We start from the raw sequence: 19171 nt of genomic DNA on the forward strand, positions 1-19171 counted from the left end.
ATGGGGGGGAAGTAAGGACCTTATATTCTATTAAAAATAAAGAAAAAAACGAGATGCACTTACTCTTTTGAAAAATTTTTTATCCTCAAGTGTGTGTGAAGAAATCCTAACGTTAGGTTGTACAACATTTACGATCAAAACTTGTAAAAAACAATAGTGAAGAGGTGTAAGGAATGAAGAATAAAATTATGACAGGATTTTTAATAACATCAATTGCTACCGGGGCGACTATTCCTATCAATACTCTCGCAACGCCAATCGTTCAAGCAGAAACAAAACAAGGTAATATAGATATTTCCTCAGCGTTACGAAAAATAGGTGCACACTCCAAATTAACACAAACCTTTATCGATGGAGCCTTAGCAAGTCCGAATGTACAACTTGTAGAAGTTCCATCTTTAAATACAACTCAATTTCTAATTAAACAAGATATGAAAGAGTGGTCATCCGAACTTTATCCCAAATTAATTCTATTAAATTCAAAAAGTAAAGGATTTGTAACTAAATTTAATAGTTATTATCCAACATTAAAAGGATTTGTAGATAATAAGGAAGATAAAGAAGGGTTTACAGATAGACTGGAAGTCCTTCAAGACATGACCATAACAAACCAAGAAAGTGTGCAACGTCAAATTAATGAGTTAACAGATCTAAAACTACAGTTAGATAAAAAGGTGAAAAATCTTGATACTGATGTGGCAAAAGCACAGAGTGTCCTTAATTCAGAGGGAACAGGAAAAATAGATAAGTTAAAAAATGAAATGCTAGATACAAAAAAATCAATTCAAAATGATTTACAGCAAATAGCATTATTACCAGGAGCCTTAAATGAACAAGGGCTAAAGGTATTCCAAGAAATTTATAGTCTATCGAAAGATATCATTGAACCGGCTGCTCAAACAGCAGTAGTAGCGTATAACAAAGGAAAAGAAATAAACAATGCTATTGTAGACGCAGAGAAGAAAGCAGAGCAAGAAGCAAAAGAAAAGGGAAAATCAGCTATAGAAATTGAGGCTGCCAAAAAAGAAGCACGTGAAGCAATAGAGAAAAGTAAAAAAGGTGAAATCGCTGCAGCTGCAGTTACAAAAACGAAAGAGTATGATCTTATGAAAGTGATTGATCCTGAAAAAATAAAAAAAACATATAATACTTTTGCTGAAATTAATAAACTAACAGCAGAGCAACGTGCATATTTAAATGATTTAGAGAAACAAAATCAGAAATTATATGACTTAACAACTAAATTAACTGTAGCGGATTTACAAAAATCAATGATTCTTTTCATGCAAAATGATTTGCATACATTTGCTAACCAAGTAGATGGAGAAATTGAGCTAATGAAACGTTACAAAGAGGATTTGGATCTAATAAATAATAGTATTACAAAATTATCGACTGAAGTTGATGCCAATAACACTCAGTCTCAAAAAGATACATTAAGACGATTAAAAAGTGTAACAACTCAACTCGAAGAACAAGTTTATAAATTCTAATATTAAGAACACAGGTTTATCAAAAGGATTATATTGCAACTGAAAATAAGGAGGAGATTAAATGATGAAATTTCCATTTAAGGTTATAACTTTAGCCACTTTAGCAACGGTTATAACTGCTACGAATGGTAGTACTATTCATGCACTTGCACAAGAACAGACAGCTCAGGAACAGAAAATAGAAAATTATGCGTTAGGACCTGATGGATTAAAGAAAGCGTTGGCTGAAACAGGCTCTCATATTCTTGTAATGGATTTGTACGCAAAAACTATGATTAAGCAACCGAATGTAAATTTATCCAATATTGATTTAGGTTCCGGAGGAGGAGAATTAATCAAAAATATTCACCTAAATCAGGAACTGTCACGAATCAATGCAAATTACTGGTTAGATACAGCGAAGCCAAACATTCAAAAAACAGCACGTAATATTGTAAATTATGATGAGCAATTTCAAAACTATTACGACACATTAGTAGACACTGTAAAAAAGAAAGATAAGGTGAACCTCAAAGAAGGAATAGGGGATTTAATCAATACAATTGATACAAATTCAAATGATGTTACGGAAGTCATTAAGATGTTAGAGGCTTTTAAAACAAAGTTGTATACAAATACTGTAGATTTTAAAAATAATGTTGGTGGTCCAGATGGACAGGGCGGATTGACGGCTATATTAGCGGGAAAACAAGCACTAGTCCCACAACTTCAGGCCGAAATTGAGAATTTACGTTCTACACAGAAATCACATTTTGATAATGTATTAGCCTGGTCAATTGGTGGTGGATTAGGAGCTGCTATTTTAGTTATTGGAACGATTGCAGGAGCGGTAGTAATTGTTGTGACGGGTGGTACAGCTACACCAGCTGTTGTGGGTGGTCTTACAGCTCTAGGAGCCGCTGGTATCGGTTTAGGAACAGCTGCTGGTGTCGAGGCATCTAATCATATGAATTCTTATAATGAAATTTCGAATAAAATCGGAGAATTAAGTATGAAAGCTGATCTGGCTAATCAAGCGGTTATTTCACTTACTAATACCAAGGACACTCTAACATATTTGTATCAGACAGTGGACCAAGCAATCATGTCTCTAACAAGTATTCAGCAACAATGGAATAAAATGGGGGCTAATTATAAAGATTTATATGATAATATCGATCAAATGCAAGAACATAAACTTTCGTTAATACCTGACGATTTAAAAGCTGCTAAACAAAGTTGGAATGATATTCATAAGGACGCAGAATTCATTTCCAAAGACATTGCTTTTAAACAAGAAAAGACAAACTAAAAATTAATATATATTCATAGGAGGAATTAAAGTGAATAATAATTTTCCTTATAAACTACTTGCTGTATCGACGTTTTTAACCCTGACAACAACTACTGTAGTTTCACCAGTAGCTGCTTTTGCAAGTGAAAGTAAAATAGAACAAACCAGTACGGAAGATATATCTCTTTCTGTAAACAGTGAAAAGATGAAAAAAGCTTTGCAAGATGCTGGGGTATTTGCAAAATCCATGAATGATTACTCTTATTTGTTAATTAATAATCCAGATGTTAACTTTGAAGGAATTGATATTAAAGGATATACAAATCTACCTAGTCAAATTGCACAAGATCAAAAGAATGCAAGAGAGCATGCTACAAAATGGGATGCGCACATAAAAAAACAACTTTTAGATACCCTTACAGGAATTGTAGAGTATGATACCACATTTGACAATTATTACGATACATTAGTAGAAGCAATTAATGAAGGAGATGCAGATACATTAAAAGAAGGCATTACAGATTTACAAGGTGAGATTAAACAAAACCAAGCATATACACAGAATTTAATACAAGAACTAGCTAAGTTAAGAGATAGTATTGGAGAAGATGTCCGAGCATTTGGAGGTCATAAAGATATCTTGCAATCGATTTTAAAAAATCAAGCATCTGGAATAGATGAAGATGAAAAACGCCTAAATGATGTTTTAGAGCAAGTAAGACATTTTAAACAAGTAGAGTCGGATGGAATAATAACTGTATCAGTTCCCTCAATTCCTACATGGATTGCTGGCGGTGTAATGATTGGGGTAGCAAGAAATAATTTAGGTACGTTAGAGCCGTTATTAGCGCAATTACGGCAAACGGTAGACTATAAAATAACATTAAATCGTGTAGTTGGGGTTGCGTATAATAATATTGCTGAAATGCAAAATGCAATTGGATCAGCTATTAATGCTCTTACCTATATGTCAGCACAATGGCATGATTTAGATTCTCAATATTCAGGAGTACTTAATCATATTGATAAAGCATCCCAAAAGGCAGATCAAAATAAATTTAAATTTTTAAAACCTAACCTGAATGCAGCAAAAGATAGTTGGAAAACATTAAGAGCAGATGCATTTACATTAAAAGAAGGAATAAAAACATTAAAAATGGATACTGTTTCTTCGAAAAAATAGGGAAGTATACTAAAAAGGTGGAGTTGTATCAGAAGCTTCACCTTTTTTTATTGTAGTTGAGTTGTATAAGCAAGTTTCATCTTGTTTCAATTGTGAAAGGACTTCTTTGAGCCGATTAGTGTATATATAGCTTATTTTGCTATGCACATATTTAATCGACTTGAAGAAGTTCTTTTTGTGTTGCATTCAAGTTAGGAATCACTTGTATATAGAACATCGGAGGCTAATAGTACACTAAATGAAAAAGCACATAATTTGTGCTCGTTTTTCTCATGAAATAATAGGGGTTTATTTAAAGGAAACGATCTATGATTGCAATTGTATGGAATATCTAAACATTCAAAAGTTAAATATATCCGAACAAATTAAATTTATGCATAATGGACAAATGGTATTAAGAACATTACAAGACATATGTAATGAGAGAAAATTTACTATCATCGCTTGTACTGTAGTAAAGATATTAAAATGAATAGGCACGAGGGCTTATATTTAGATATTACAACTAAAAAATAATGTGAATAACTAGCACAGCTATTAGGCTTTTTTCATTTAGAAAAATACTATGGACATTATTAAATTTTTTTGATTAGATCTGACATTTTATTAACACTCATACTACTAATAATAAAATCTATTATAAATATATATCTTATATATTAAAAAGAAATAAAGATAAAACTATTATAGGTTATCAAAAATAGGGGGAAACTCTACTCCCACAAGGGAAAATTTGATGTTAGCACGTAAAAAATCATAAATAGTAAAAAATGTATCCGTAGATTCAATAATTATAAGACTTTCAATTCTACAAAAAAGCAGAAAGAAAATCATATGTTTCTACATGAAATCGGAAAGAAATTGATACAAATTACTTTATATTTATTCAACTATGGAAATAAGCTTCATTTACTTTATTTTGGTAAATAAGCAGTATTTAACGTTCAATTATCCACATTTTGTTCAGAAAATGTAGTTATTTGTTAACATTACTCAGTATTTACACATAACTCACATTATTATTGATGATTTTTATTAGATATATACAACAATACTAGTAGTTACAATGATGTCAGAAAAATACTATTCACATTCGAGTATATTTGTCCTCATATCCACTGTTTTTATAATTTTATTTTTGATTTTTTGTAGGTATTATGAGGTATGTTTTATTACATTAGAAGAATACTCCCTGGCACTATGTGGAGAGTTATATAGTGCTAGAAGAGAATTTGTATAGAAGTGCATAAAAAAAGACTTCATTTTACATGAAGTCCTTCTGATTTTGTATTTATAAATAGAGTAGTAGAAAAAGAGTATGAATGAAACAACTACGAATAGCCCTCTAATTTCGATTTTTTCAAAAATAGAGAGCTCGTTACTATTATTTTATTTCCATTGCGTGTAGCACCTGATCTGGAGCTGTTATTGTTACACCAGCACGTACTAAACGTTCGAAGGTACGCATAAACTCTAGTAAATTAAACTGCTTTGGTAGCTCAATCACACGAAGTTTTTCTTGTGGCAGCTTATCAATTGCCTCGATAAACCATTCGCGCACATCACTTGGAATTGTGCGTTCTTTATGGCCACGAACTTTTAGTTTTTCACGCATTTCAATTTCTAAAGCGATATATGCATGGAGATTCACTCCCTGATCATATGCATATTTTCTAAATAACGTTTCTTCCTGGTATTTTAGATAATTACGGTGATAAGACTCTTCTGTTACTGGTACCGCAAACTTCTGCTTCAATAATGCATGCACATTTTTAAACATCTTTTTAATGTTACGAAGAGAGTACATAGAATAATGTAGGCCGAAATTAAAGATAGCTTGCTCACGTTCGCTATTTCTCTCTTTTGGTATATGCTGCGCAATAAGAGGGTAGATACCTTCTTTTGCTGCTGTATCGAGAATTTGATATTGAGATGTCTGATGTAATAGTTTCTTCAATGTATATACAATTTTCGTTGGATATCCTTCTTTTCGATCAACCATGTCACGTAGTCCGTGAATTACACTGCGAATTTGACGATGACAAGTATGCTTTAGTACATGAATGAATTTATTCATGTCTGCAGACAATTCACCGATATTCATCTCTTGTAGGACTGCTTCGATAAATTTCGCTTTTCGAGCATAGGTAGCTTTTGGTGTAAATGGATCCCTATGTTGTTCTTCTCCAGCTTCTTTCGAACATAAGAAGTCTGAATGGATAGACAGATATAATGTCGTATATCGTTTTGTATGCTTTACACCTTTTTGCATTTTGCAAATTTTGAATAGGGGATTCCCCGTACATGGTAATGCAGTTATTAATTCCTCGATAACCGCACGGATCTGATGCGGATATTTTTTATGTAAGAAACGATACATCCCACCGAAGTGAGTTTTGTTTCCTCTTTCGTCCTGCTTGTCCAAAGAACGCTTTAATGTTGTTTCCGTATGTTGCTGCATTGCGATGTCTAAGAATAGTTTCTTAGCTGCTACAGATAGCTTAAAGAAATCCTTTGTAAATACAACAGGACTAATATATACGTACGGATTTGCTTTTTCTGTTTCCTCATTCATAAAATGAGTGAGTTTGATTGTATAACGGCCATCTACTCCATTTTCGATGGAGATAATGTTATGTAAGTTTAATTTCTTTAATGCGATATAGAATTGAGAGTGTTGGATATAAGCAAATTCTTCTTTATATTGCTTGTAATCTTCCCACATCATATGTATGGTTACATTTGGAATGACGCCGTTTGTATAGCATTTTTTATGTAAGTACAAGAACACTTCAAGATCAGCATTCGTAATACCGTATAATTTATGTTTTCGTCCTGCTTTTTCTGCAAGTGTAGACATTGCCCGACGTGAAAAAGATGGTTTGGCTTTTTCAACAAGACCTTCTACATCCGCAATACGCTCTTCGTATGTCATGTGCTGTAGAATATCTTCTAAATATGTATCTTTATAGCTGTAGTATTTCTCCTCAAATGTTTCCACAAACTTTTGCCAAGATTTGAGTGTTACTAAAACTGCGTTTGTTGTTTTCCCATTTAAGCTACGTTGATTACGTATCACAAATGATTTTCCCATCTTTTTCACCTCCGTTCTACAAATTCAGAAATATATGTCAAAATACTATAAAATATACCAATTTTGATTATAGCAAATCGAAAAATGATGAAAGGTGCTCCTTTAAGAAGAAAATTAGCAACTTGCAACAGCTTATGAAGCTAGTTGTATCAAGGGATAAGAGAATTTCATGATTTTTTTTTGTGTTAAGGATACCGCAAACGTGTTGCAAGTTGTGTGATATGTATAAAAGTAAGTGAAAAAGCACCTAAACCCTTGGTATATAAAGGATTATAGTGAAAATGGTAGGGAAGTTAGGGAAAGGATACCGCAAACATGTTGCAAGTTAGTGAACGTAATGATTAAAAATGAATTGTAATAATTACCCTTGATATAAAAGGACTTGTTGACATTTATAGAATGAAAGTAGGGAAAGGATACCGCAAACAGTGTTGCATCTTGTGAGAAAAATAAGGGCATGCATACCGCAAACGTGTTGCAAGTTGGATGATATGTATAAAAGTAAATGGAAAAGCACCTAAACCCTTGGTATATAAAGGTTTAGAGTGAAGATGATAGAAAAGTTAGGGAAAGGATACCGCAAACATGTTGCATATTATGTATGTAACTTATAAAAAATATGAGAAAAATAGCTTAAAAACTTTAAAATGACATGATTTTTTTTAGAATTACTTAGTTGAGAAATAAATTATACTGTTGCAAGTTGAAAGAGATAGGGAAAGGATACCGCAAACGTGTTGCAAGTTGATTAGAAATAGGTAAGAGAAAGAGCAAACGTGTTGCAAGTTGAGAAATATAAGGCAAACAAAGCGCAAAAAGAATGTAAGTAAGGAGAAAGAGGTAAGAAAAAAAGCAACCTGTTGCAAGTTGAGGAGTTAAGGAAAGCAAGGCGCAAAAGAAATGTAGGAAGAAGAAATAGGGAAAAGAAAGAGCAGAATGTTGCAAGTTAAAGAGTTAAGGAAAGCAAAGCGCAAAAAGAATGTCAGTAAAGGAAAATAGGTAAGAGGAAGAACAACCTGTTGCAAGTTGGAGAGTTAAGGAAAGCAAGGCGCAAAAGAAATGTAGGAAGAAGAAATAGGGAAAAGAAAGAGCAGAATGTTGCAAGTTAAAGAGTTAAGGAAAGCAAAGCGCAAAAAGAATGTCAGTAAAGGAAAATAGGTAAGAGGAAGAACAACCTGTTGCAAGTTAAAGAGTTAAGGCAAACAAAGCGCAAAAGGAATGTAAGTAAGAAGAAATAGGTAAGAGGAAGAGCAACCTGTTGCAAGTTGAAGAGTTAAGGAAAGCAAGGCGCAAAAGAAATGTAGGAAGAAGAAATAGGGAAAAGAAAGAGCAACCGTGTTGCAAGTTGAGAAATATATGGAAAGCAAAGCGCAAAAGAAATGCAAGTAGGTAGAAATAAGGAAGAGAAGGAGCAACCTGTTGCAAGTTGAGAAATATATGGAAAGCAAAGCGCAAAAGAAATGCAAGTAGGTAGAAATAAGGAAGAGAAGGAGCAACCTGTTGCAAGTTAAGGAGTTAAGGAAAGCAAAGCGCAAAAGAAATGTAGGAAAAAGAAATAGGAAAAAGAAAGAGCAGTATGTTGCAAGTTGAAGAGTTAAGGAAAGCAAAGCGCAAAAGAAATGTAGGAAGAAGAAATAGGGAAAAGAAAGAGGAGAATGTTGCAAGTTCAGGAAAGAAAGTTGCAAAAGGAATGCAAGAAAAGCAGAATAGAGAAGAAAGAAACAAAAATTTGTAAATATCTGTTACAATAAATTAAATATAATAGTAGTTAAGATTTTTATACTGAGAATTATTTAATTGTGATCCATGGTTTAGGGAGGAAAAGAAAGTGGATAACTTATTACAAATGTTTCGAGATGCATTGTTAATCTCTGAGCCAATTTATAAAACTAACGAGCTAGTATGGAATAAGTGGAATGCATATTTTAAAGATGTTGAAAACAATAATAATAAAGTACTCACATCACCTCATGCTTCCCCATCATTTACTGCATTAGTGTCTTGGCTAGAGAAAAAACAAGAATCCGGTACTACATTAGTACAAATTTATGCCAAAATTGATTCCTATAAGGAAGAAATATATAAAGAAATTGAAGGATTTATAGACAAAGAATTCCAAAATATAGCTTCTTCAAGTTCCATAATAGTAGAAAATAATCAAAATATAGAAGAGACAAGTATAGTAAACCATGAGGATTATTATGAGGTAAATAACTCTGCTGTTTATTATAAGCTAAGAGATGGGATTGCAAAAAATCAATTTGAAGAAGATGAATTAAGTAAGGTTTTACAATATCCTATTGAAACAAAATCTTCTAATGGTGTAGCCCAGCTTTCTTCACACAAAGATGAAGATTTAAGACTTACTAATATAGAAGAAGCTGCTCGATGGAATACTCTTGTCGATGATGTAATGAGTAATATGGATGATTTAACGGCAGATTGTCTAGATGCAATTACAATACAATGGATAAACGAAGCAAAATCTCCAGACGAATTCATTGATTTTTCTTATGAGCAAGTTTTAGAGATGTGCAACATTCCAAAAACAGTAGTCAAAAATAAGGAATACTATAGAGCGGAAGATAAAATTAAAATAGCAAAAAGAATTGCGGCTTTAGCAAGTATTTTTATCTATTTAAATGATGAGAATGAAGTCGTAGTATTAAATGACCGTGAAGATGAAGGGGAACGACTAGAATTAAAGCGTGAGGTTGTTAAACGATTATTTGTATTAGATTCGGTTGTATTGTGGAGACATAGTGTTACAAATGAATATATGGGTATTGAATCTTGTCGTATTAAGCCAGGCAGCTTTTTAACCAATTATTTATACGGATCAAATAATACAACAGCATTATTGTCTAAAAAAGCACTTGAATACAATAGTTATAGACACAAATATCATAAAAGGTTAATACGATACTTAACATGGCAATGGAGAATTAGACAAATGTATTCATCATTGAAAAAGCCATATTCTATAGGTGGGGACAAAGGCCTGCTAGCAGTAATGGATATCCCGAAAGATTGGAAGCCTAATCGTATTAGAGAACAGTTAGAAAACGTTCTAATGGATTTAGAAAATGAAAAAGTAATCTCTCATTGGGAGTATAGTGATCCACTGGATGAACAACAAATTGGGAAACGTAATTGGTTTAAAAATTATTACACTAACTTAGGAATAACGATTTTGCCACCTGAAGAAATGTTACAGTCAATGGATAGGGTAATAGGAAAGAAGAGTATAGAGGAACCACAAGAGCAGTTACCGGAAGTAACAGTTGTTAAAGAAATAAAGAAGACTGTAGAATCAGTCGAACAAATAGAGAAAAAGATCCGTGACAAAATACTGAAAGTACACAATGAAAAAAAGGTAAGCATTCGTGAAATAGCAGATGAAATGAGTATTTCTCCGTCTACATTATCTAGGTTTTGTAATTATAAAACAAAACGTTTATCTAAAAAAGCATTAGAAAAGCTAACAAAATGGTGTGAAAGGCAAGAAATATTAGAAAAGATGTAACATAGACTAAATATTTCTTTTAATAATAGTCAAAGTAAAAATACACATACATTATGTATGTGTATTTTACTTATTATTACCAATAATAGTCTGAATTTTCTTTATTGATGGTGGTTTTGGCGGGCGAAGATCCTACTGGAAAGTCATTATAGTTATGCTGTTTAATCCACTGCAATTAAATTTCTTGTCTTATCGATATGGTTCAGTAACATACGATATTCTTCTTCATACATAGTGATACGTTGTAGAAGAGATTGATTCTCTGTTTTTAAATCTTCAATTTGATTTTGTAATTTTGTCAATTCATTCACATCTTTATAATTTTGTAGAAAGAGAATAATATCATCTAATGTAATAGACAAAGAGTTTTTTTCTTTTTCTGATGGGGAGAGGGGAATGTTGTTTCCCATTTTTCGGTCTTGTTTTGCTAGTTGTATTTCTTCTTGGTATTGTTTTCTCACATATGAATTCCAACGAAATCCACAAGCTGCGGGTGTTCTAGCTAGTAGTTTTGCTACTTCTTTGAATGCAGCTAACTGTGTTCCACCGTTACGAATATTCTGAAGTACTGTTGATGCGAGAAGTAAATCGTTATCATCAGTCCAGGAATCTTGTCTTGAGATTACCACGTTTTAACCCCCCTTATATGTTTTATATTATATATATGCAATTACTCAAAATGATAGAAGTTCAACTTCTCTTGAAATAATTGGGAGTAAGTTGGTAGAAGTATGTATGATTTTAAATGCAAAATTGCATTTAAGGTTGACTATTTCATGAGGTGTAACTATACTGGTTACAGTAATGTAACTGAATTAATAAAGTTGTTGGTATGAATTGGTTGTATTAATGATGTATAAACAAATATTAAAGAATGAATGGAGTTGAAAATATAGTCCTACATATAAAACGTTTGTATAAAAAGAAATTAGGTAATATACATTTTTTTATAACTATATACTAATAAGAAGAGGTGCATGTTTTGAAAATTTTTAAGGGAATTTTAGTTTCTTCAATTGCATTAACAGCATTTAATGGAGTAGGCAGTATACTTCCAAGTGAAAAATCAGAAGTTGCCTACGCAGCTACTTATAATTATTCAAATAAGCAATTGAATTCTACTGTACATAAGCAAGTTACTAAACAATTAATTTTAAAATTTAAAAATGAAGTGAATTTACCATATCAGGATGGAATAGAAAAATTCATTAAAGAAGAAAAACAAGATCCTGAATTAATTAGAATTTTAGCTGAATATCCAAATGTAACTATAAATCGACTTTTTAATTCTTTAAATCCTAAAGAAATTAAAAATCTAGGTAAAGAAATAAAAGATTCCGATCATATTTCTTCTAATTTGCTAAACTATTATATTGTAGAAACTCAAGCTGATATTGATGTACAAGCATTACTTACAAAATTTGAAAAATCATCTCTTGTTGAAACGGCGTATTTACAGGAAGAAGAGGCGCCACCAGCAGAGCGTTTGCCAAACTTATCTGTTAATCCATATGATGAGCCTAGACTTACAAGACAAGGTTACCTTGAACCAGCACCATTAGGAATTAATGCACCTTATGCCTGGAGCATAAAAGGTGGAGATGGAAAAGGAACTACTTTCGTAGATATGGAGTATGGGTGGTTATTTAATCATGAGGATTTAGTGAATCAAAAGATTGAACTGATATCTGGACAGAATAAAAGCGAGCACCATGATCATGGTACCTCAGTCTTAGGAATTGTTTCGGCAGAGGATAATAATATAGGTGGAATTGGGATCGCATCGAAAGCTAAGGTAAAGGTTGTATCTCAGATTAGGGATAACGGAAATTATAATACAGCTGATGCTATTTTAAGTGCGGTTAACAATATGCAAGCTGGAGATATTCTTTTACTAGAGGCACAAGCAACTTACGATGGATATGGAGATAAGAACTATTTTCCTGTGGAAGTAAAACCAGACATATTTGATGCAATTCGTATGGGAACAAATAAGGGAATTATTATTATTGAAGCAGGTGCAAATGGCGGAAATGACTTGGATCAATTTAGAGACCGTAATGGTAAACAAGTTTTAAATCGTAATAGTCCTGATTTTAAAGATTCAGGGGCAATTATGGTTGGGGCAGCTTCTGCAAGGGTTCCTCATAAGCGTTCATATTTCTCTAATTACGGTAGTAGAGTGGATGTGTATGGATGGGGGAATGCAGTAGATACTACAGATGCTAAACCAAGTGAATTTATAACAAATTTATATACATCTAGTTTTGCTGGAACATCTAGCGCATCACCTATTATTGCTGGTGCTGCAGCATCAATTCAAGGAATAGCAAAAAATAATCAGGGGAGAGTATATACACCAAGTCAACTTAGGGATATTTTAAGTGATTCTAGCACCGGAACGAAATCAAATGATCCAACTTCTGATAAAATTGGTGTTTTACCTGACTTAAAAGCTATTTTATCTAAACTTGGTTTTTCACCAAACTTAGGTAATGATTCTTCCATTGTATTTCCTGAGGAACAAGAAATAAATAAAGGAAATAAGGGAAATGAAGGATCTACTATTACATTCCCGAAAGAAGATACCGCTAATAGTGGAGAGGACTCTAGCTTTATTTTCCCAGAATAATAGAAATACCTCCTATTAAGCATGGGGCAAAATAGTTTACTCAATAAGAACAAAGGATATGAATTCAATAGAAATATGAATTTATATCCTTTTTATTTTAAGCTGTTTTTACTACCTTACAAAAACGTAATGTTAGCGTAATGGAAATGAATTTTGGCAGCCAATAGATTAGGATATAATTTTTGTGAGAAAAGATATGAGGTGAATAATATGAAACGAATAGTGCTTATGTGTAGCTTTTTTGTGATGTTTACTGTGTTGTTATCCGGGTGTAATTTAAATCGTCTTGGTACAGATACATATTATGTGCAAATTACCAAGGATGGTGAAAAATTAAAAGAGAAAAATGTAAATGGGGATACGACTTATGAATATAAATTACCTGGATTTGATAGGGATGGTAAAGAGAAAGAAATGGAGTTTACAGCGTTAAAAAACCTTCGTAAAGAAGCGTTTTTACGTATATATTACTCTGAGAAAAAAGGTGTGAAATCTTGGGAAGAAGTGAAAAAAGATGAACTCCCTACAAAGGTAAAAGAAAAATTAAAGGTGGATTAATATATAATTCTTTATTAGAGCAATATATCCTCAAACTATTAGAATGTATATTGTGAAATAGGCGAAAGTTCTTTAGAGTTGTTAAAGTAAGAGGCTGACAGTTATTGTCAGTCTTTTAATTTTGCAGGAAGAAAATAAAAAAGGCATTTAACAGGAAAGTGTTGGATTATTAACAATTATTTAAGATCCAAAGCTACAATATATCTACTCCTGAACTATAATAATTTTAGGTCAGAAATAAGCTTCTGATTTTGTGAGGAGTTAAGTACTAAAAAAGCTTAATTTTGTTTACGTATTTATAGTCGTTTAAAGGATTTATGATTGGTTATGATATAATAAAATTCAAGTACAATAAGGGGGATTAATTAAATGATTTTTCAAAGCATGATAACAGCTATTATAGAAAAATTACAAGAGACGGTGAATCCCTATTGGATAATTGTGTTTGGATCAACGGCTGAGAACAGAGAACGAGAAGATAGTGATATTGATATAGCTTATGTAAGTGACACAACATTAGGGAACTATGAACGTTTTTTATTAGCACAGGAGTTAGCTAACATTGTTCAGAGAGATGTTGATTTAGTTGATTTATCCGAAGCTTCTACAGTTTTTCAAGCTCAGATTATACATACAGGAAAGACAATATTTTGTTCCGATGAAAAACGTAAGGTTATTTTTGAAATGAAAACTTTAAAAATGTATTCAAAATTGAATGAAGAACGACAGGTAGTATTTGATGATATAAAGAAAAGAGGTTCTATATATGAAGAATGAGGTTATTTTAAATAAAATTTCTACAATAGAGCGTTGTATAAAAAGAATCCAAGATGTGTATGGAAATGACCCTGAAAATTTAGAGGACTTTACAAAACAAGATTCAATAATATTGAATATACAAAGAGCTTGTGAAGCGAGTATTGATCTAGCAATGCATATTGTTGCTGGGAAAAAATTAGGACTACCCCAATCTAGTCGAGAGGCCTTTGATTTATTGGTTACAGCAGGATTACTTAGCGCTGATCTAGCAAATAAGTTAAAGGCGATGGTTGGATTTCGTAATATTGCTGTTCATGATTATCAAAGTGTAAATTTAGATATTGTTCGTCAAATTATTGAAAAACATTTAACTGATTTCAAACTATTTACGAAGGAAGTAATGGGGATATTGGAATTTTAGGCGAAAGAACAGAATAATAAAGCTGAGAGAGAAAGTAATTCTATGACTAAAAAACCAGCTATTGAAACAATTACTTAATTTCGTAAGAAGAAACGCGGTCATAAGATGAGTTTGTTTTTGATTTTAGCGAATAAAAACAATATAAAATAATAGAGTTTCAAAAAAATAGCCCTCCACCAGACCTTTTTTGGTCAGATGGAGGGCTATTTTTTTTCATGTTTTGACAAGTTGCGGTGAGATAAGCCTGCATTTGGACAGACTTCAGCCCCCGAAATCGAGCATATCGATAGCCATGTAGTTCTTTGGCGTCCGCAAAGCTTCGCTCTATAGTTGAATAGCGTACTTTGTAAAACTTTTTCCCTGTAACTGTTAGTTTGTTTTTTCTAGCGATATCCTTATATTTCTCCCATATATGATGAGTAATAACTTTTTGTTTCTTTGAAAAACATACCTCACGTAGCGGACAAACAGCGTAGTCTTCTGGATTGGATTTATATTGATGATATCCTTCACGATCCGTTGTCGCATACTCTAAAATACACCCCATCGGACAAGCAAATGCATTCATTTCTTCTACATATTTAAATTGGCTTTTTGACCCTTTACGCTCCTTGAGGAAGGAGTCTTCTTGGCTAAAATGATAAATTTGAAGCTATAAAAGCAACAGAATTATGTAATAAGTGAATCAAAAAAACAACCCCAAAAGCAGACATGGTAACCTGATATTTTTCATTCTTTTTTTTATATACCCAATAAGCATAGTTATATAAAAGACCAATTATCGTTGTACCAACTATATAAGTGATTCCATATGGATGATTTAATCCAAATATAATTGAAGTTATTAATATGATAAGGTAATCGTGATTTTTAATGTAAGGAATCCAACTTAATAGCCAAAATAAAAATACTTGAAAAACTATTGTTTCATATATAGGTGCCGCTAATACCCCTAATAAAACTTGAAGAATAAGAGGTGCTTCTGTTATTGGGTTTTTTTGTATTTCAGGTAAGAATAGATCTAATGGTATTACAAATAAAAATGATCCTAATAAAATAAGAAAAATAAAAGAAATGGTAGGCAAAGCAAACATAAATCTATTTATTTTTTTGAGCATATATATTTCTCCTATAATCTTTTATTACATCTATACGAAAAGTAATAAATAATTGAGTCTCTTTTTGTTTGACATGTTTTTGTCTACTATTGATGAAAACCGTTCTGTAATTGAATTCTTGGCTTATATGTAGGTGTAGCGATAAAGTAGGGATATATTAACACTATATTGTTAATATTAAAATATTAAAGAGCTAAGTGAGATATTAAGTTCACACCAATTTTATGATGAATATAATATCAAGCCAGTTAAGGAAATATGCTGTATAGGACACGCTTGTACTGTTTATTTTACTATATGAATATTTAAGTGCATATAGTTTTGGAGGAGTATGTATTTTTGCATTTTTTAATACAAAAGTTTTTTATTAAAAATTTACTTTCTGCGCTACCTCATATGAATTTAAGACACTTGAAGAGTAAAGGCCAAAAGAGTCTAAGTTTAGATTGTACAGGTAAATATTATAATATTATAGAAAAATAAGGGGAAAAGTTATAAAATAGGAGATTGAATTAAACTTTCAGATTTTATTGTTCTGCAAGATAAAAATAACTAAAGATGAGGCTCTTAAAAATTCTTATCTTTATTTAAAACTAACGATATTATAAAAAATCCTTGCTGAAGGTACTGCAACAAATCTAATTTGAAAATCTTTAGGAGATAAATATGGAATTTTAAATATTCTTAGTCGTCTATAAAACATTATAGCAATTATTATAGGCAAATCCTTTAATATCATCGATTTAGAAGAAATCAGTACAAATAGAAAAGATGAAGTGGTAGAAGTATTACGTCTTCCTTTTAATAGATTTCCAAGAGCAGCTGGACATATAAAAGATGCAATTGTAAATGAAAAAAATTGGAACATTTGGTTGAACGATTAGTATGCCATTTTAAAGTTTAAATTAATAACAGAAAGAGCACCTCTTAATATGTTACTACTTTGTTTTTGTATTGTTGAAAATAAGAAAGGAGAAATCAATGAAAAAATATTGGCATAAGCTATCGTTACTTCAAAAAAATGTATTACTAACGGTATTAGTAATTCTGACCCTTGTTGTAAGTATGGGAGCGTTAAGTTTTAATATGTTTCAAAATAGTATGATGTCTATATTTGAGAGGCAGTCTTTTGAAACAGGTGATGCGGTATTAAATCAATTAGATCTAGAAATAGTAAGAGATGTAGCAAAAGACCCCACAGCTCAAAGAGTGAAGAAAGAAAAATTGACAGAGCAATTAAATAAATCTATAAAAGATATGAAAAGTGTTGGACAAACATATGTTACAGGAGCCAAGCTAAATGAAAAAGCTGAATTACAAATAGTAGCTTTGGATACAGAATTAGCAAATACTGTTTCTGTAAAACCAGGTGAATACTATGAGCAGCCTACTTATTGGATGAAAACATATGATAAAGTAATACAAACAAAACAGGCACAAATGACAGAAGTGTATGAAGATGAATTAGGGTTCTGGGTAACAATTTTAGAGCCAGTTACAGATGAAAATAAAAATATAATTGCAATTGTTGCAGCGGATTTGGAAGCTTCTATTATTCCACTTACAAAGAAAAACTTTATGATACAAGGTTTACTATTTATTATAATTTCATTAACTATCGCAATTACAATTCAAATATTTATCTCACGAAACTCTCTATCGCCTTTAAAGGATTTACAAGAAGGGTTACGTAAAGTTGGTGAAGGGGATTTAAGTATTAAATTGAATGAAAAATCTGATGATATAGGGATAACTAATATCTATTTTAATAACACTATTAAAAAGTTTAATAAGATTTTAGATAAAGTAAGGGAGACTGCTGAACAAGTTTCGACATCTTCACAGGAATTGTCGGTAAGTACAAAAGAGAATAGCATAGCCTTTAAAGAAATTGCAAGTGCTATTACAGGATTAAATTTAGGAGCACATTCTCATGAATATGTAGTGCAAAAATGTTTAGGGATTGTTCAAGAAATGGAAAGTAAGATGAAAGCAATTAAAGGAGCTGCAAAACAAGTTGGCAATGCTTTGGAAGACATGGAACAGCATTCTGTAGAGGGAAAAGATTTGATTAAGCAAATGGTGAATCAAATGAAAAGAATCCAAGATACAGTTCAGGATGTATCTTCTAGTATTTATGCATTCGAAGCACGATCTAAGGAAATTCATGAAATTCTTACTGTAATTACAACCATTTCAAATCAAACAAATTCATTAGCTTTAAATGCTTCTACTGAATCCTCATGTGCTGGAGAGATGGGGGAAGAATTTTTAGGTGTTGCGGACGAGGTACATATATTAGCGGAAAGAACCGAGGCATCTGCAAGGGATATAGCTAAATTAATTGGTGAAACCCAGGCTGAAGCAGAGAGAGCTGTAAGATCCATACAGAAGAGTTCAAAGGAAGTAGAAGTAGGAATAACACTTGTTCAAAGTAGTGGTGCTTTTTTTGAAAAGATTTCAGAATCTGCACAATCTGTTACAAATCAAATTAAAGCGACTTCGAATCATTCAAGTGAAATTCTAACAGATAATCAAACTATTGTTCAGTTTATAAATGAATTATCACACATTGCGAATACATATGTGAATAGTAGTAGTAATGTGGAGACAAGTATGAAAGAGCAAGAACTATATGTACAAGATATTGCAGAGTTAGCAAATTCTCTAAATTGGCTCTCGCAAGAGTTACAGGGGTTAATAGGGGAATTTAAAAGTAAGTAGGATAGAAGAAGGTAAAGGTATAGGGTATGACCTATACCTTTATTTATTCCCACATAAGGGATGAAAGCTTAGGTATATATGTAAAATAGCTAAACGAATAATTTTTTTGCATATTTTGTTGGAAATAGAGCATGATATTACCAAATTCAACGGAGGTGTTTAAAAAATGCAAATTCGCGAAAATAATAATTCAAACGAAATCTTAATAGCAGCTGCAGCAAGTGCAATTGAGCAAATGAAATATGAAATTGCTCAGGAGTTTGGTGTTACACTTGGACCAGATTCAACAGCACGAGCGAATGGTTCAGTAGGTGGAGAGATTACGAAACGTTTAGTTCGTATGGCGCAAGAGCAGCTATCTGGTCAATATAAAATTCACTAAAACTAAAG

Annotated in this window: 14 protein-coding genes and 1 pseudogene; 11 read left to right on the forward strand and 4 right to left on the reverse strand. The window is 32.0% G+C overall.

Going from position 1 to position 19171, the window contains the following annotated elements:
* Nucleotides 1–173 precede the first annotated feature (173 nt).
* From hblC to hblA, 3 genes are all read left to right on the forward strand, one after another.
* The gene (gene hblC / locus MHB52_RS29205; RefSeq protein ID WP_061662911.1) at nt 174–1493 is read left to right on the forward strand and encodes a hemolysin BL lytic component L2; all 1320 of its coding nucleotides are present in this window, start codon (nt 174–176) and stop codon (nt 1491–1493) included.
* 61 nt (nt 1494–1554) lie between these two features.
* Nucleotides 1555–2784 (forward strand): hemolysin BL lytic component L1, encoded by a 1230-nt coding sequence (gene hblD / locus MHB52_RS29210; RefSeq protein WP_080451521.1) that lies wholly within the window; start codon nt 1555–1557, stop codon nt 2782–2784.
* Between the two features lie 31 nt (nt 2785–2815).
* A complete protein-coding gene (hblA, locus tag MHB52_RS29215) occupies nt 2816–3949 on the forward strand; it encodes a hemolysin BL binding component B (RefSeq protein WP_061662910.1) in 1134 nt (377 codons plus the stop codon).
* Nucleotides 3950–5333: 1384 nt separating this feature from the next.
* On the opposite strand, the gene MHB52_RS29220 is transcribed toward hblA, so the two are convergent.
* Nucleotides 5334–7043 (reverse strand): hypothetical protein, encoded by a 1710-nt coding sequence (locus MHB52_RS29220; RefSeq protein ID WP_061662908.1) that lies wholly within the window; start codon nt 7041–7043, stop codon nt 5334–5336.
* A 1576-nt stretch (nt 7044–8619) separates the two neighbouring features.
* On the opposite strand from MHB52_RS29220, the gene MHB52_RS29225 reads away from it, so the two are divergent.
* Both MHB52_RS29225 and MHB52_RS29230 read left to right on the forward strand, forming a co-directional pair.
* Entirely contained in the window at nt 8620–8778 is a 159-nt protein-coding gene (locus MHB52_RS29225; protein WP_170962679.1) for a hypothetical protein, read from the forward strand.
* A 93-nt stretch (nt 8779–8871) separates the two neighbouring features.
* Nucleotides 8872–10569 carry a helix-turn-helix domain-containing protein gene (locus tag MHB52_RS29230; protein WP_000369385.1) on the forward strand — a complete coding sequence of 566 codons (1698 nt, stop codon included), beginning with the start codon at nt 8872–8874 and terminating at the stop codon, nt 10567–10569.
* A gap of 161 nt (nt 10570–10730) precedes the next feature.
* On the opposite strand, the gene MHB52_RS29235 is transcribed toward MHB52_RS29230, so the two are convergent.
* On the reverse strand, nt 10731–11198 hold the full coding sequence (locus MHB52_RS29235) for an RsfA family transcriptional regulator (RefSeq protein ID WP_000237072.1): 468 nt from the start codon (nt 11196–11198) through the stop codon (nt 10731–10733).
* A 353-nt stretch (nt 11199–11551) separates the two neighbouring features.
* On the opposite strand from MHB52_RS29235, the gene MHB52_RS29240 reads away from it, so the two are divergent.
* The 4 genes from MHB52_RS29240 to hepT all read left to right on the forward strand — a co-directional run bounded on the left by MHB52_RS29240 (nt 11552) and on the right by hepT (nt 14939).
* Nucleotides 11552–13201, forward strand: a complete 1650-nt coding sequence (locus MHB52_RS29240; RefSeq protein ID WP_061663252.1) for a S8 family peptidase — start codon at nt 11552–11554, stop codon at nt 13199–13201.
* Nucleotides 13202–13411: 210 nt separating this feature from the next.
* Nucleotides 13412–13759: a YxeA family protein gene (locus MHB52_RS29245; protein WP_061663251.1), complete on the forward strand. Its 348-nt coding sequence runs from the start codon at nt 13412–13414 to the stop codon at nt 13757–13759.
* A gap of 369 nt (nt 13760–14128) precedes the next feature.
* The gene (gene mntA / locus MHB52_RS29250; protein ID WP_000577229.1) at nt 14129–14536 is read left to right on the forward strand and encodes a type VII toxin-antitoxin system MntA family adenylyltransferase antitoxin; all 408 of its coding nucleotides are present in this window, start codon (nt 14129–14131) and stop codon (nt 14534–14536) included.
* Entirely contained in the window at nt 14526–14939 is a 414-nt protein-coding gene (gene hepT, locus MHB52_RS29255; RefSeq protein WP_000787540.1) for a type VII toxin-antitoxin system HepT family RNase toxin, read from the forward strand. Before mntA ends, hepT begins: the two co-directional genes overlap by 11 nt.
* Nucleotides 14940–15062: 123 nt before the next feature.
* On the opposite strand, the pseudogene MHB52_RS29260 reads toward hepT, so the two are convergent.
* Together MHB52_RS29260 and MHB52_RS29265 are read right to left on the reverse strand one after the other, a co-directional pair.
* Nucleotides 15063–15537, reverse strand: a pseudogene (locus tag MHB52_RS29260) (transposase); the annotation flags it as partial.
* 34 nt (nt 15538–15571) lie between these two features.
* Nucleotides 15572–16057, reverse strand: coding sequence for a CPBP family intramembrane glutamic endopeptidase (locus MHB52_RS29265; RefSeq protein WP_061663250.1), 486 nt, complete (start codon nt 16055–16057; stop codon nt 15572–15574).
* 981 nt (nt 16058–17038) lie between these two features.
* Here MHB52_RS29265 and MHB52_RS29270 point away from each other — a divergent pair.
* Nucleotides 17039–18781 (forward strand): methyl-accepting chemotaxis protein, encoded by a 1743-nt coding sequence (locus tag MHB52_RS29270; RefSeq protein WP_061663373.1) that lies wholly within the window; start codon nt 17039–17041, stop codon nt 18779–18781.
* 166 nt (nt 18782–18947) lie between these two features.
* The gene (locus MHB52_RS29275; RefSeq protein ID WP_001167047.1) at nt 18948–19163 is read left to right on the forward strand and encodes an alpha/beta-type small acid-soluble spore protein; all 216 of its coding nucleotides are present in this window, start codon (nt 18948–18950) and stop codon (nt 19161–19163) included.
* Nucleotides 19164–19171 lie beyond the last annotated feature (8 nt).

It is taken from the genome of Bacillus sp. FSL K6-0073, from assembly GCF_038006085.1.
Taxonomy (GTDB): domain Bacteria; phylum Bacillota; class Bacilli; order Bacillales; family Bacillaceae_G; genus Bacillus_A; species Bacillus_A cereus.

Bases quoted from the DNA above. Each gene is read 5' to 3' on its own strand.
- hepT (WP_000787540.1), top strand. From the start codon at position 14,526: ATGAAGAATGAGGTTATTTTAAATAAAATTTCTACAATAGAGCGTTGT.
- MHB52_RS29245 (WP_061663251.1), top strand. From the start codon at position 13,412: ATGAAACGAATAGTGCTTATGTGTAGCTTTTTTGTGATGTTTACTGTG.
- MHB52_RS29265 (WP_061663250.1), bottom strand. From the start codon at position 16,057: ATGCTCAAAAAAATAAATAGATTTATGTTTGCTTTGCCTACCATTTCT.
- MHB52_RS29220 (WP_061662908.1), bottom strand. From the start codon at position 7,043: ATGGGAAAATCATTTGTGATACGTAATCAACGTAGCTTAAATGGGAAA.
- hblD (WP_080451521.1), top strand. From the start codon at position 1,555: ATGATGAAATTTCCATTTAAGGTTATAACTTTAGCCACTTTAGCAACG.
- MHB52_RS29275 (WP_001167047.1), top strand. From the start codon at position 18,948: ATGCAAATTCGCGAAAATAATAATTCAAACGAAATCTTAATAGCAGCT.
- hblC (WP_061662911.1), top strand. From the start codon at position 174: ATGAAGAATAAAATTATGACAGGATTTTTAATAACATCAATTGCTACC.
- mntA (WP_000577229.1), top strand. From the start codon at position 14,129: ATGATTTTTCAAAGCATGATAACAGCTATTATAGAAAAATTACAAGAG.
- MHB52_RS29225 (WP_170962679.1), top strand. From the start codon at position 8,620: ATGTTGCAAGTTGAAGAGTTAAGGAAAGCAAAGCGCAAAAGAAATGTA.
- MHB52_RS29270 (WP_061663373.1), top strand. From the start codon at position 17,039: ATGAAAAAATATTGGCATAAGCTATCGTTACTTCAAAAAAATGTATTA.